This is a genomic window from Pseudomonas sp. GW821-FHT09E12, from assembly GCF_059416085.1.
This window is the reverse complement of the sequence record NZ_JBWKOM010000005.1, coordinates 403,981-416,519: the sequence shown is the minus strand read 5'-3', so window position 1 is coordinate 416,519 and position 12,539 is coordinate 403,981. Positions and strand designations below refer to the sequence as shown.

Sequence of the window (12,539 nt, the reverse complement as noted above, 5' to 3'; positions counted from 1 at the left end):
AGCGCCTGGATCGCGAGCAAGCTTCGCTCCTACGGTGAGGGGCCTCAGTCGCCGGTGGCGACCGCGCGCTGCGGATCGGTGATCCATTCGCTCCAGGAGCCGGCATACAGCCTGCCCAGGGGATAACCGGCCAGGCACAGGGCGAACAGGTTGTGACAGGCGGTCACGCCCGAGCCGCAGTACGCCACCAGTTCGCTCGGCGAACGCTCGCCCAGCTTCGCGGCAAAGCGCTTCTTGAGCTGATCGGCCGGCAGAAAACGGCCGTCGCTGTCCAGGTTGTCGGTGAAAGCCGCGCATTGCGCACCGGGGATATGCCCGGCCACCGGGTCGATCGGCTCCACCTCGCCGCGAAAACGTGGCTGGCCGCGGGCGTCGAGCAGGGTCAGGGTCGGCTGGCCGAGGCGCTTTTGCAGTTGCTCGGCACTCAACAACAGGGTTTTGTCGGGCAGGCCAGTGAAGTGGCCGAGGACATTGGTCGGTAGATCCAGGCTCAATGGCAGGCCCGCGGCGTGCCAGGCTTTCAAGCCGCCGTCGAGAATGAATACGCCGTCGCGCTTGCCCAACCAGGCCAGCAGCCACCAGGCGCGGGCGGCATAGGCACCGGGGCCGTCGTCGTAAAGCACGATGTCACTGTCGGCGTCGATGCCCCAGGCTTGCAGGCGCGCGACCAGCGTCGCCGGTTCGGGCAACGGATGGCGCCCGGTCACGCCCTTGACCACCCGGCCACTGAGGTCGCGTTCCAGATCGGCAAAATGCGCGCCGGCCAGATGCCCCCCGGCATAACTGCGCTGGCCGTAATCCGGGTCTTCCAGGGCAAAACGACAATCGAGAATCACCAGCCCGGGCTGCTCCAGGCGAGCGGCCAATTGCTGTGGACTGATCAGTTGCGCGATGGGCATGACGGGCTCCAGTAATTGAACGATGACTTGATCCAGATCCTACTGCACTTCTTCCAGGGCTTGCCCCAGGGGCACGTAAAACTCGTCGTATAGCGCGTCGACCGCCTCCCGGGCGTGGTCGGTGACAAATCCGGCCTCCAGCACCAGCACCTGGTACACACCGCGCTTGATGGCTTCTTCGCTCAGGTGCGCGGAGTTTTCCCGGGTGGTGCACAAAAAACGCACCCAGGAGGTAAGGATGATCCAGGCATTGAGGGTCAGGGATTCGATCTGCACCTTGTCCATCCGCAGGATGCCGGCCTCGACGAAACCTTCGTAGATCACCATGCCGTGGATCAGGCAGCGCTGGGAGAAGCGCCGATAACGGGCGGCCAGTTCGGCGTCGCTGTCGAGCAGGTGTTCCAGGTCACGGTGCAAGAAGCGATAGCGCCACATGGCGGCCAGCAGCTCCTGCAGGTAATAGCGCTTGTCCTCGACGGTCACGGTACGGCCCTGGGGCAGGCGCAGGAAGCTGTCGACCAGGGCTTCGTACTCGCAGAACAGCACGGCGATGATCGCCTGCTTGTTGGGGAAGTGGTAATACAGGTTGCCCGGCGAAATCTCCATGTGGGCCGCAATGTGATTGGTGCTGACACTGCGTTCGCCTTGCTGGTTGAACAGCTCCAGGCTGTTCTGGACGATACGTTCGCGGGTTTTTATGCGTGGGGCCATGAGCGTGGGCTTTAATCGAGAAGGCGTTGCCCGGCATCTTACGACCTATCCCCAACGGGATAAATCAAAGCCGGCCCGGGATGTCATTTGACACTTTAGAGTATAAACTCTAAAAACCTTCAACCCACAAAAACCGGAGCCGCCCATGTCTGCCGAAATCGCCTACTTGCCGGAAGCCCACCAGCAGCTGGATGAGCTCCACCGTCTGTTCGCCGCCCAGCGCCAGGCCTTCGCGGCCAACCCCATGCCGCCCGCCGCCCAGCGCCAGCAATGGCTCAAGAGCCTGCGCGAACTGCTCGACAGCGAACGCCAGGCCCTGATCGATGCCATCAGCGAAGATTTCAGCCATCGCAGCGCCGACGAAACCCTGCTCGCCGAAATCATGCCCAGCCTGCATGGCATCCACTACGCCAGCAAACACCTCAAGGGCTGGATGAAACCTTCGCGGCGCAAGGTCGGCGTGGCCTTCCAGCCGGCCTCGGCCAAGGTCGTCTACCAGCCATTGGGCGTGGTGGGGGTGATCGTGCCGTGGAACTACCCCCTGTACCTGGCCATCGGCCCGCTGGTGGGCGCGCTCGCCGCCGGCAACCGGGTGCTGCTCAAGCTCAGCGAATCGACCCCCGCCACCGGCCTGCTGCTCAAGCGCCTGCTGGCCAAGGCGTTCCCCGAGGACCTGGTCGCCGTGGTGCTGGGCGAAGCCGACGTGGGCGTGGCCTTCTCCCGGCTGCCCTTCGATCACCTGCTGTTCACCGGCGCCACCAGCATCGGCAAGCATGTGATGCGCGCCGCGGCGGAAAACCTGACCCCGGTGACCCTGGAGCTGGGCGGCAAGTCTCCGGCCATCGTGTCCGACGACGTACCGCTCAAGGACGCCGCCGAACGCATCGCCTTCGGCAAGACCATGAACGCCGGCCAGACCTGCGTCGCCCCGGACTACGTGCTGGTCCCGGAACACCGCGTCGGCGCCTTCGTCGACGTCTATCGCCAGGTGGTCCGTGGTTTCTTCCCGACCCTGGTCGACAACCCCGACTACACCGCGATCATCAACCCACGGCAGCTGGCGCGCCTGAACAGCTACATCAGCGACGCCACCAGCAAGGGCGCGCTGCTGATCCCGCTGTTCGAAGAGAACCAGGAACGGCGCATGGGCCACAGCCTGATGCTGAATGTCAGCGACGACATGACGGTGATGCAGGATGAGATCTTCGGCCCGATCCTGCCGATCGTGCCCTACACCGGCCTGGACCAGGCCTTCGCCTACATCAACCAGCGCCCTCGCCCGCTGGCGCTCTATTACTTCGGCTACGACAAGGCCGAGCAGGACCGGGTACTCAACGAAACCCACTCGGGCGGGGTCTGCCTCAACGACACCCTGCTGCACGTCGCCCAGGACGACATGCCGTTCGGCGGCATCGGCCACTCGGGCATGGGCCATTACCACGGTCACGAGGGTTTCCTGACCTTCAGCAAGGCCAAGGGAGTGCTGAGCAAGCAGCGCCTGAATGCCGCGCGGCTGATCTACCCGCCCTATGGCAAACCGATCCAGAAGCTGATCCAGAAGCTGTTCATCCGTTAACCAGACCATTGCGGGTAATAACAATAATGACTCCCAGCCTGCCTGCCGCCCCCGTACTGTCGCGCCGTGGCCTGTTGAAAATCGGCCTGTGCGCCAGCGCGTTCCTGACCACCGCCGGCCTCGGCGCCAGCCTCAGCGGTTGCTCGTCCAGCACCCCTGCCAGCGGCTTTGCCGCATTGCGCAGCAGCGACCTGCCGATTCTGCGGGCGCTGCTCCCGGTCATGCTCGACGGTGCCGTGGCCGCCGAGAAGTTGCCGGCGGCGCTCGACGCCACCCTGAAAAGCCTGGATTACAGCCTCGACCACCTGTCGCCGGAAATGCTCAAGCTCACCCAGCAGCTGTTCGACGTGCTGGGCATGGGCATCACGCGCGGCCCCCTGACCGGCATCTGGGGCAGTTGGGAAAACGCCAGCGCCGAAGACATCCGCCAGTTTCTCAAGCGCTGGGAAAACAGCTCCCTCAGCCTGCTGCGCATGGGCCACGCGTCCCTGCTGCAACTGGTGATGATGGCCTGGTACAGCCGTCCCGAATCCTGGGCCCATTGCGGTTATCCCGGGCCACCCAGGATCTGAAGACTGCTCGCTCTGTAGCCGTTGCCGAAGGCTGCGATCGGCTCCGCAGGAGACGCGCTCCTGAAGCCCTAGAAAGGTCCTACGGACCTTGTCGCAGCCTTCGGCAGCGGCTACACAAGCACCCAGAAGCCCCAGAACAACTAGAGAGTGCCTGATATGCCTGTACCCGATCTGTTTCGCGAAGGCCTGGCCCGCGGCTGGAAAACCTACAACGGCGCGCAATTGCAGGAGGACCTGACCCTCGAAGCGGATGTCGCCATCATCGGCAGCGGCGCGGGCGGCGGCACCACCGCCGAGATCCTCAGCGCCGCCGGCTACAAGGTGCTGCTGATCGAGGAAGGGCCACTCAAGACCAGCGACGACTTCAAGATGCTCGAGGACCAGGCCTACGCCAGCCTCTATCAGGAAGGCATCGGCCGCATGAGCAAGGATGGCGCCATCACCATCCTGCAAGGCCGGGCGGTCGGCGGCACCACCCTGATCAACTGGACGTCCAGCTTCCGTACCCCTGAGCCGACCCTGGAGCACTGGGCCAAGGAGCACGACGTCAAGGGCCACAGCCCGGCCGAGATGGCCCCCTGGTTCGCGAAGATGGAGCAACGCCTGGGGATCGCCCCGTGGATCATGCCGCCCAACGCCAACAACGACGTGATCAGGATCGGCTGCGAGAAACTCGGCTACAGCTGGCACGTGATCCCGCGCAACGTGCGCGGCTGCTGGAACCTCGGCTATTGCGGCATGGGCTGCCCGACCAACGCCAAGCAGTCGATGATGGTCACCACCATTCCCGCGACCCTGGAGAAAGGCGGCGAGCTGCTGTACCTGGCCCGCGCCGAGCGCCTGCAGATCAAGGGCGACCAGGTCGAAAGCCTGCTCTGCCTGGCCATGGACGAGCGCTGCGTGGCGCCCACCGGGCGTACCATCAAGGTCAAGGCCCGGCACTACGTACTGGCCGGTGGCGGGATCAACAGCCCGGCCCTGCTGCTGCGCTCCGACGCGGCCGACCCGCACAAGCGCCTGGGCAAACGCACCTTCCTGCACCTGGTGAATTTTTCCGCCGGGCAGTTCGACCAGGTGATCAACCCCTTTTACGGGGCGCCGCAGTCGATCTACTCCGACCATTTCCAGTGGCTGGACGGCACCACCGGCAAAATGTCCTACAAACTCGAGGTGCCGCCGCTGCAACCGGCGCTGGCCGCCACCCTGCTCGGCGGTTTCGGCCCGCAGAGCGCCCTGAACATGCAGCAGTTGCCCCATACCCATGCCATGCTCGCGCTGCTGCGCGACGGTTTTCACCCGGACAGCAGCGGCGGCAGCGTGGAACTGCGCGGCGACGGCTCACCGGTGCTCGACTATCAGGTCTCGGACTACGCCTGGGATGGCGTGCGCCGGGCCTTTCACAGCATGGCGCAGATCCAGTTCGCCGGCGGCGCCAAGGCGGTCATGCCGATGCACAGCGATGCCCGCTACGTGAAGACCCTGGCCGAGGCCAAGACACTGATCGACGGCCTGAACCTTGCGCTGTACCGCACCCGCCTGGGCAGCGCCCATGTGATGGGCGGTTGCGCCATGGGCGAAGACCCGAAAAACGCCGTCGCCGACAGCCTGGGCCGGCATCACCAGCTGGCCAATCTGTCGATCCACGACGGTTCGCTGTTCCCCACCAGCATCGGCGCCAATCCGCAATTGTCGGTCTACGGCCTGACCGCGCAACTGGCCACGGCCTTGGCCGAACGGCTGAAAAGCGGGTGAAAACGCCGCTTATTTTCGTCGTCTATAGTGCTTTCTTCCGTTACAGGCGACTTGGCCGACCGGAAAGGCTGCGATACCATCCGACTCCCCAACGGACTCCCGCCAGGACGACGCGATGAACCGAGTGTTGTACCCAGGTACCTTCGACCCTATTACCAAGGGCCATGGCGATCTGGTCGAACGCGCCTCGCGCCTGTTCGATCATGTGATCATCGCCGTCGCCGCCAGCCCGAAGAAAAACCCGCTTTTCCCCCTGGAACAGCGTGTGGAACTGGCTCGCGAGGTCACCAAGCATCTGCCGAACGTTGAAGTCGTCGGTTTTTCCACGCTGCTGGCGCATTTCGCCAAGGAGCAGAACGCCAATGTCTTCCTGCGGGGGCTGCGGGCGGTTTCGGACTTCGAATACGAATTCCAGCTGGCCAACATGAACCGCCAACTGGCGCCGGACGTGGAAAGCCTGTTCCTCACGCCGTCGGAGCGTTATTCGTTCATTTCCTCGACCCTGGTCCGGGAAATCGCGGCATTGGGCGGCGATATCAGCAAGTTCGTGCATCCGGCCGTGGCCGACGCCCTGACCCTGCGCTTCAAGAAATAACCCCCGTGGGAGCTGGCGCAGCCCGCGCCAGCTCCCACGCAGTCGACCTGCAAACGCCCCTCCCATCGCGCCCGCGTGCACTGCGCTCGCCAATGCGGCACAATTGCGCCATTGGTTTTTCAAATGCCTGGGCCCGCCGCCCCGGCCGGAGTGCCCCATGTCCCTGATCATCACCGACGATTGCATCAACTGCGACGTCTGCGAACCCGAGTGCCCGAACGCCGCGATCTCTCAAGGCGAAGAGATCTACGTGATCGACCCGAACCTGTGCACCCAATGCGTCGGCCACTATGACGAGCCGCAATGCCAGCAGGTCTGCCCGGTGGATTGCATCCCGCTGGACGAGGCCCACCCGGAAACCGAAGAAGAGTTGATGGCCAAGTACCGGAAGATCACCGGCAAGGCATAAATCGGTCGTGTTGCCGCGTCAGAACAACAGCTATCGCGGGCAAGCCTCGCTCCTACAGGTTTTGCCTGTGCAGGAGCGAGGCTTGCCCGCGATGCTTTTCAGCTCTGGCATTTAGGGCAATACACGCTCGCACGCTGCCCCAGCTTGATCTCCCGCAGCCCCGTGCCACAGACCTTGCAGTGTTCCCCGCCGCGCCCGTAGACGAATAGTTCCTGCTGGAAATAGCCCGGCTGCCCGTCGCCGCCGATAAAGTCGCGCAGGGTGGTGCCGCCGCGCTCGATGGCCGCGGCCAGGATGCGCTTGATCTCGATCGCCAGCTTCAGGTAGCGCGCCCGGGAAATCCCCTTGGCTTCGCGACGCGGGTCGATGCCGGCGGCGAACAGCGCTTCGGTCGCGTAGATATTGCCCACCCCCACCACCACCGCGTTGTCCATGATGAACGGTTTGACCGCCATCGAACGTCCCCGCGACAACTGATACAGGCGCTCGCCGTCGAACAGGTCGGTCAGCGGCTCCGGCCCCAGGCGGATCAGCAGCTCGTGGTTGAGCGGGTCCAGGCTCCAGAGCATCGCGCCAAAGCGCCGCGGGTCGGTGTAGCGCAGGGCCAGGCCGGACTCCAGCTCGATGTCGACGTGCTCGTGCTTGGCCGCCGGCAAGCCGACCTCCACCAGGCGCAGGTTGCCCGACATGCCCAGGTGACTGATCAGGGTGCCGACTTCGGCATTGATCAGCAGGTACTTGGCGCGGCGCTCGACCTTGACGATCTGCTGGCCGGACAGGCGCACATCGAGGTCCTCCGGAATCGGCCAGCGCAGGCGCCGCTCACGCACGATCACGCGGCTGACGCGCTGCCCTTCCAGGTGCGGCGCGATACCGCGCCGGGTGGTTTCGACTTCCGGTAATTCAGGCATGTGCGCCTCGTGTTCTCTATAACGTGGTCGGGAATCAGTGCGCGCCCAGTTCGCGCACGGTTTCCTTGAGGTTCTCGAAGTCGTAGTCGGACAGACCGACGTAATCGAGGATCAGATGGCCGATGCTGTTCCATTCATGATCATCGACCTGATTGCCCAGCACCCGGTAGGACGCGCAGATATGCTCGGCCATTTTCAGGATCGCCAGCAGGTTCTTCAGCTGGCTGTTGCGCGACGACTCGTCGCTGAAGATCGCCAAGGCGTTGTGGTGATTGGCGATGGCATTGGTCACGTGTTCCGGCAAGCGCCAGGACTTGGCCGTGTAGTAACCGACCACCGCGTGGTTGGTATTGAACGCACGGTTTTCCGTATCCACCACGCGGTTCTCGGGGCCTGCGCTGGCGTAGGCCTCTTCCAGCACCGTCATGTAGTCGGGGAAGCGCTTGAGCATCAGCGGCACGCCGCAATCGTGGAACAGACCCAGGGCATAAGCCTCGTCGACCGCTTGCGAGCCGGTGCGCTTGGCCAGGGTCAGGCAGGTCATCGCCACATCCTGGGCGGTGTCCCAGAAGCGGTTGAGGGTGACGATGGTTTCGTCGCTCATCTCGCCCTTGATCGACTGCGCGTTGATCAGGTTGATGATCGAACGGCTGCCCAGCAGGTTCACCGCGCGCTGGATCGAGGCGATCTTGTTGCTCAGCCCGTAATACGGCGAGTTGACGATTTTCAGCAGGGCGCCGGAAAGGCCCGGGTCCTGGGAGATCAGCCGCGCGATCACTTCCAGGTCAGGGTCGGGCATGTACTGCTCCATCTGCAAATCCACCATGATCTGCGGTTGGGGCGGCACGCTGATGCCTTGCAGGGCCTGTTGAATCTGTTCGGCGGAAAGCTCTTGGGACATCGCTTGGGACATAGGTACGCACTCTGGGCTAGGCGGCGATTCTAACCCTTTAGATGGCGCCCATGGCCAGCCGAAAGGAACTTTACAACCGGCGCCTCAGGGCAATGCCGGGCCGGCGCGGGATATCCACGGCGGGTTTGCCCTGTCACCGCATATCCACTCGCCAGCCTCTCGGCGAGCGCAACACGTTATACTCCCGCTCTTTTTTCCGGAGCGACGTCATGTCCCTGCCAAGCCTGCGCCTCAAAGCCAACGCCGATCGCCGCCTGCGCGCCGGCCACCTGTGGGTCTACAGCAACGAAATCGATGTAGCCGCCACCCCACTCCACGGCTTCAAGGCAGGCGACCAGGCAGTGCTGGAAGCCGCCGGCGGCAAGCCGCTGGGCGTCGTCGCCATGAGCCCGAACAACCTGATCTGCGCCCGCCTGCTGTCGCGCGACGCCAAGCTGGCGCTGGACAAGTCGCTGCTGGTACACCGTCTGAACGTGGCCCTGTCGCTGCGCGAACGCCTGTTCGACAAGCCGTTCTACCGCCTGGTCTACGGCGACTCCGACCTGCTGCCGGGCCTGGTGGTCGACCGTTTCGGCGACATCCTCGTCGTGCAACTGGCTTCGGCGACCATGGAACAGCACAAGGACGACGTGATCGCCGCCCTGGTCCAGGTCCTCAAGCCAAGCGGCATCCTGTTCAAGAACGACTCCGCCGCGCGTGATGCCGAAGGCCTCAACCGCTACGTGGAAACCGTGTTCGGCCTGGTGCCGGAGTGGGTCGCCCTGGAAGAGAACGGCGTGAAGTTCGAGGCCCCGGTGATGGAAGGCCAGAAGACCGGCTGGTTCTACGACCACCGCATGAACCGAGCCCGCCTGGCGCCTTACGCCAAGGGCAAGCGCGTACTGGACCTGTTCAGCTACATCGGCGGCTGGGGCGTGCAGGCCGGCGCCTTCGGTGCCAGCGAAGTGTTCTGCGTCGATGCCTCGGGTTTCGCCCTTGACGGTGTCGAGCGCAACGCCGCGCTCAACGGCATCGCCGAGAAAGTCACCTGCATTGAAGGCGACGTGTTCGAAGCCCTGAAAGAACTCAAGGCCGCCGAAGAGCGTTTCGACGTGATCGTCGCCGACCCGCCTGCCTTCATCAAACGCAAGAAAGACCTGAAGAACGGCGAAGGCGCCTACCGCCGCCTGAACGAACAGGCCATGCGCCTGCTCAGCAAGGACGGCATCCTGGTCAGCGCGTCGTGCTCGATGCACCTGCCCGAAGACGACCTGCAGAACATCCTGCTCACCAGCGCCCGCCACCTGGACCGCAATATCCAACTGCTGGAACGCGGCGGCCAAGGCCCGGACCACCCGGTGCACCCGGCCATCCCGGAAACCCGCTACATCAAGAGCATCACCTGCCGCCTGCTGCCTAACAGCTGAGCCTGACTGGACGCCCCTTGCCCCACGCGGCAAGGGGCGCCCAAGCCGATTGCCCCCTCCTCACCCAAGACTCAGCGCTCAGGCGACCTGTGCCCGACGGCGCGCGCACCATAAATTGCCGAGGAACATGGCGCCGGAGAACGCAAGGGTCGGTGCGGCAAAAAACGCCAGGGACAGCAACCCGCTCTTGAACGGGTCGAGGTGGCGGTGCTGGATCCATAGCTTGAACAGCCACTGCACCAGCCAGGGCATCGGTAAAGCCAGCAGCACCCAGGCACCGTTAGCCAGCAGGCGCCGCCACAGGTCAGCACGCCCCCGCAGCAGCGTGGCACTGAGCAGGGTCATCAGCAGCAGGCCGGCCATCACACCCAACCCCACGCCAAGGGTGAAGGGCAGGCCACGACAGGCCCACACCAGCCCCGCCGCACCCAGCGCCACCAGCAGCATCGCGATCCAGATCCGCGGCTGGCGTCGCTGCTCGGCCAGCAGCTGCAGCAGCCCGCCGCCCGCCAACAGGGCAGCCGCCAGCGCAGCCATGGCGACACCGGACAAGTCGCTGTAGAGGACGGTCCACATCAGCAGCAGGCCCTGCGCCAGGCCGATGGCAAGGTAGAACCTCAGGGATCGCAGCGTCGCGGACATTCCAGCTCCATTGGAAGGTAATCGAAGGCCGGCGAGTCTAAACCAGTCCCTGATCGCCGGCTGCCCATTTCCATATCCAGGCATTCGACGCCGTAGAGCGGCCACGGCATTCCTTCCTGGCGCCAGCGGTGTAGAATCGCGAGATTCATCGCCAGTCATCCCCCGGCGGGTTTATGAGCTCAGGCTGAGGCGCGCGGCGATCCCGCGGCGTCATCGGCAGCTTCAGGACACACGGCCATTTCTGAGTGTTCCAGGGGTCAATAGAAGCTCACTCCCCATTTGTTACCTGATTAGCCGCCCGGAGTGCTCCATGCCTGATTACCGCTCGAAAACATCCACCCACGGCCGCAACATGGCCGGCGCCCGCGCACTGTGGCGCGCCACGGGGATGAAAGATGACGACTTCAAGAAGCCGATCATCGCCATTGCCAACTCCTTCACCCAGTTCGTCCCGGGCCACGTGCACCTCAAGGACCTGGGCCAGCTGGTCGCCCGCGAAATCGAACGCGCCGGCGGCGTGGCCAAGGAATTCAATACCATCGCCGTGGATGACGGCATCGCCATGGGCCACGACGGCATGCTGTATTCGCTGCCGAGCCGCGAGATCATCGCCGACTCCGTGGAGTACATGGTCAACGCCCACTGCGCCGACGCCATCGTCTGCATCTCCAACTGCGACAAGATCACCCCCGGCATGCTGATGGCCGCCCTGCGCCTGAACATCCCGGTGATCTTCGTCTCCGGCGGCCCGATGGAAGCCGGCAAGACCAAGCTCGCCGCCCACGGCCTCGACCTGGTCGACGCCATGGTGATCGCCGCCGACTCCAGCGCTTCTGACGAGAAGGTCGCCGAGTACGAGCGCAGCGCCTGCCCGACCTGCGGCTCCTGCTCCGGCATGTTCACCGCCAACTCGATGAACTGCCTGACCGAGGCCCTGGGCCTGGCCCTGCCGGGCAATGGTTCGACCCTGGCCACCCACAGCGACCGCGAACAGCTGTTCCTGCAGGCCGGCCGCACCATCGTCGAGCTGTGCAAGCGCTACTACGGCGACAACGACGAGTCGGTGCTGCCGCGCAACATCGCCAACTTCAAGGCGTTCGAGAACGCCATGATGCTCGACATCGCCATGGGCGGTTCGACCAACACCATCCTGCACCTGCTCGCCGCCGCCCAGGAAGCCGAGATCGATTTTGACCTGCGCGACATCGACCGCCTGTCCCGCAGCGTGCCGCAACTGTGCAAAGTGGCGCCGAACATCCAGAAGTACCACATGGAAGACGTGCACCGTGCCGGCGGCATCTTCAGCATCCTCGGCTCCCTGGCGCGCGGCGGCCTGCTGCACACCGACCTGCCGACCGTGCACAGCCGCAGCATGGAAGAAGCCATCGCCAAGTGGGACATTACCCAGACCAACGACGAAGCGGTGCATCACTTCTTCAAGGCGGGCCCGGCCGGTATCCCGACCCAGACCGCGTTCAGCCAGTCGACCCGTTGGGAAACCCTCGACGACGACCGTGAAAACGGCTGCATCCGCAGCGTCGAACATGCCTACTCGAAAGAAGGCGGCCTGGCCGTGCTGTACGGCAACATCGCCCTGGACGGCTGCGTGGTGAAGACCGCCGGCGTCGACGAGTCGATCCACGTCTTCGAAGGCAACGCGAAGATCTTCGAAAGCCAGGACAGCGCGGTGCGCGGCATCCTCGCCGACGAAGTGAAGGAAGGCGACATCGTCATCATTCGCTACGAAGGTCCGAAAGGCGGCCCGGGCATGCAGGAAATGCTCTACCCGACCTCTTACCTGAAGTCCAAGGGCCTGGGCAAAGCCTGCGCCCTGCTGACCGACGGCCGCTTCTCCGGCGGCACCTCGGGCCTGTCCATCGGCCATGCTTCGCCAGAGGCCGCCGCCGGCGGCGCCATCGGCCTGGTACAGGACGGCGACAAGGTGCTGATCGACATTCCGAACCGCTCGATCAACCTGTTGGTCAGCGACGAAGAACTGGCTGCCCGCCGCGTCGAGCAGGACAAGAAAGGCTGGAAGCCGGTGGAAAAACGCCCACGCAAGGTGACCACCGCCCTGAAAGCCTATGCCCTGCTGGCCACCAGCGCCGACAAGGGCGCGGTGCGCAACAAGGCGATGCTCGACGGTCTGTGAT

At 64.3% G+C, this 12,539-nt stretch carries 12 protein-coding genes; 7 read left to right on the top strand and 5 right to left on the bottom strand.

Going from position 1 to position 12,539, the window contains the following annotated elements:
• Window positions 1-44 precede the first annotated feature (44 nt).
• Both AC07PQ_RS17035 and AC07PQ_RS17030 read right to left on the bottom strand, forming a co-directional pair.
• The gene (locus AC07PQ_RS17035; RefSeq protein WP_493185926.1) at window positions 45-899 is read right to left on the bottom strand and encodes a sulfurtransferase; all 855 of its coding nucleotides are present in this window, start codon (window positions 897-899) and stop codon (window positions 45-47) included.
• A gap of 39 nt (window positions 900-938) precedes the next feature.
• The gene (locus AC07PQ_RS17030) at window positions 939-1,610 is read right to left on the bottom strand and encodes a TetR/AcrR family transcriptional regulator (protein WP_007921228.1); all 672 of its coding nucleotides are present in this window, start codon (window positions 1,608-1,610) and stop codon (window positions 939-941) included.
• 145 nt (window positions 1,611-1,755) lie between these two features.
• On the opposite strand from AC07PQ_RS17030, the gene AC07PQ_RS17025 reads away from it, so the two are divergent.
• From AC07PQ_RS17025 to AC07PQ_RS17005, 5 genes are all read left to right on the top strand, one after another.
• Window positions 1,756-3,186: a coniferyl aldehyde dehydrogenase gene (locus AC07PQ_RS17025; RefSeq protein ID WP_102680472.1), complete on the top strand. Its 1,431-nt coding sequence runs from the start codon at window positions 1,756-1,758 to the stop codon at window positions 3,184-3,186.
• A gap of 26 nt (window positions 3,187-3,212) precedes the next feature.
• Window positions 3,213-3,758, top strand: coding sequence for a hypothetical protein (locus AC07PQ_RS17020; protein ID WP_007921252.1), 546 nt, complete (start codon window positions 3,213-3,215; stop codon window positions 3,756-3,758).
• Window positions 3,759-3,914: 156 nt separating this feature from the next.
• On the top strand, window positions 3,915-5,510 hold the full coding sequence (locus tag AC07PQ_RS17015; protein WP_007921255.1) for a GMC family oxidoreductase: 1,596 nt from the start codon (window positions 3,915-3,917) through the stop codon (window positions 5,508-5,510).
• Window positions 5,511-5,625: 115 nt separating this feature from the next.
• Complete coding sequence (gene coaD, locus AC07PQ_RS17010; protein ID WP_003229157.1) at window positions 5,626-6,105, top strand: pantetheine-phosphate adenylyltransferase; 480 nt, start codon at window positions 5,626-5,628, stop codon at window positions 6,103-6,105.
• A 157-nt stretch (window positions 6,106-6,262) separates the two neighbouring features.
• Entirely contained in the window at window positions 6,263-6,514 is a 252-nt protein-coding gene (locus tag AC07PQ_RS17005) for a YfhL family 4Fe-4S dicluster ferredoxin (RefSeq protein WP_007921257.1), read from the top strand.
• Between the two features lie 98 nt (window positions 6,515-6,612).
• Here the strand turns inward: AC07PQ_RS17005 and mutM are convergent, their stop codons facing one another.
• Entirely contained in the window at window positions 6,613-7,425 is an 813-nt protein-coding gene (gene mutM, locus AC07PQ_RS17000; RefSeq protein WP_053263003.1) for a bifunctional DNA-formamidopyrimidine glycosylase/DNA-(apurinic or apyrimidinic site) lyase, read from the bottom strand.
• A 34-nt stretch (window positions 7,426-7,459) separates the two neighbouring features.
• Window positions 7,460-8,272, bottom strand: a complete 813-nt coding sequence (locus AC07PQ_RS16995; protein ID WP_164485824.1) for an HDOD domain-containing protein — start codon at window positions 8,270-8,272, stop codon at window positions 7,460-7,462.
• Between the two features lie 275 nt (window positions 8,273-8,547).
• Here AC07PQ_RS16995 and AC07PQ_RS16990 point away from each other — a divergent pair, with 275 nt between their 5' ends.
• Window positions 8,548-9,744: a class I SAM-dependent rRNA methyltransferase gene (locus AC07PQ_RS16990; protein WP_007921262.1), complete on the top strand. Its 1,197-nt coding sequence runs from the start codon at window positions 8,548-8,550 to the stop codon at window positions 9,742-9,744.
• A 78-nt stretch (window positions 9,745-9,822) separates the two neighbouring features.
• On the opposite strand, the gene AC07PQ_RS16985 is transcribed toward AC07PQ_RS16990, so the two are convergent.
• The gene (locus tag AC07PQ_RS16985) at window positions 9,823-10,386 is read right to left on the bottom strand and encodes a hypothetical protein (RefSeq protein WP_274304940.1); all 564 of its coding nucleotides are present in this window, start codon (window positions 10,384-10,386) and stop codon (window positions 9,823-9,825) included.
• 310 nt (window positions 10,387-10,696) lie between these two features.
• On the opposite strand from AC07PQ_RS16985, the gene ilvD reads away from it, so the two are divergent.
• On the top strand, window positions 10,697-12,538 hold the full coding sequence (gene ilvD, locus AC07PQ_RS16980; RefSeq protein ID WP_007921265.1) for a dihydroxy-acid dehydratase: 1,842 nt from the start codon (window positions 10,697-10,699) through the stop codon (window positions 12,536-12,538).
• The last annotated feature ends 1 nt before the right edge of the window (window position 12,539 follow it).

Excerpts from the sequence above, each read along its gene's own strand:
- AC07PQ_RS17035 (WP_493185926.1), bottom strand. The coding sequence starts at position 899 with ATGCCCATCGCGCAACTGATCAGTCCACAGCAATTGGCCGCTCGCCTG.
- AC07PQ_RS17030 (WP_007921228.1), bottom strand. The coding sequence starts at position 1,610 with ATGGCCCCACGCATAAAAACCCGCGAACGTATCGTCCAGAACAGCCTG.
- AC07PQ_RS17025 (WP_102680472.1), top strand. The coding sequence starts at position 1,756 with ATGTCTGCCGAAATCGCCTACTTGCCGGAAGCCCACCAGCAGCTGGAT.
- AC07PQ_RS17020 (WP_007921252.1), top strand. The coding sequence starts at position 3,213 with ATGACTCCCAGCCTGCCTGCCGCCCCCGTACTGTCGCGCCGTGGCCTG.
- AC07PQ_RS17015 (WP_007921255.1), top strand. The coding sequence starts at position 3,915 with ATGCCTGTACCCGATCTGTTTCGCGAAGGCCTGGCCCGCGGCTGGAAA.
- coaD (WP_003229157.1), top strand. The coding sequence starts at position 5,626 with ATGAACCGAGTGTTGTACCCAGGTACCTTCGACCCTATTACCAAGGGC.
- AC07PQ_RS17005 (WP_007921257.1), top strand. The coding sequence starts at position 6,263 with ATGTCCCTGATCATCACCGACGATTGCATCAACTGCGACGTCTGCGAA.
- mutM (WP_053263003.1), bottom strand. The coding sequence starts at position 7,425 with ATGCCTGAATTACCGGAAGTCGAAACCACCCGGCGCGGTATCGCGCCG.
- AC07PQ_RS16990 (WP_007921262.1), top strand. The coding sequence starts at position 8,548 with ATGTCCCTGCCAAGCCTGCGCCTCAAAGCCAACGCCGATCGCCGCCTG.
- AC07PQ_RS16985 (WP_274304940.1), bottom strand. The coding sequence starts at position 10,386 with ATGTCCGCGACGCTGCGATCCCTGAGGTTCTACCTTGCCATCGGCCTG.
- ilvD (WP_007921265.1), top strand. The coding sequence starts at position 10,697 with ATGCCTGATTACCGCTCGAAAACATCCACCCACGGCCGCAACATGGCC.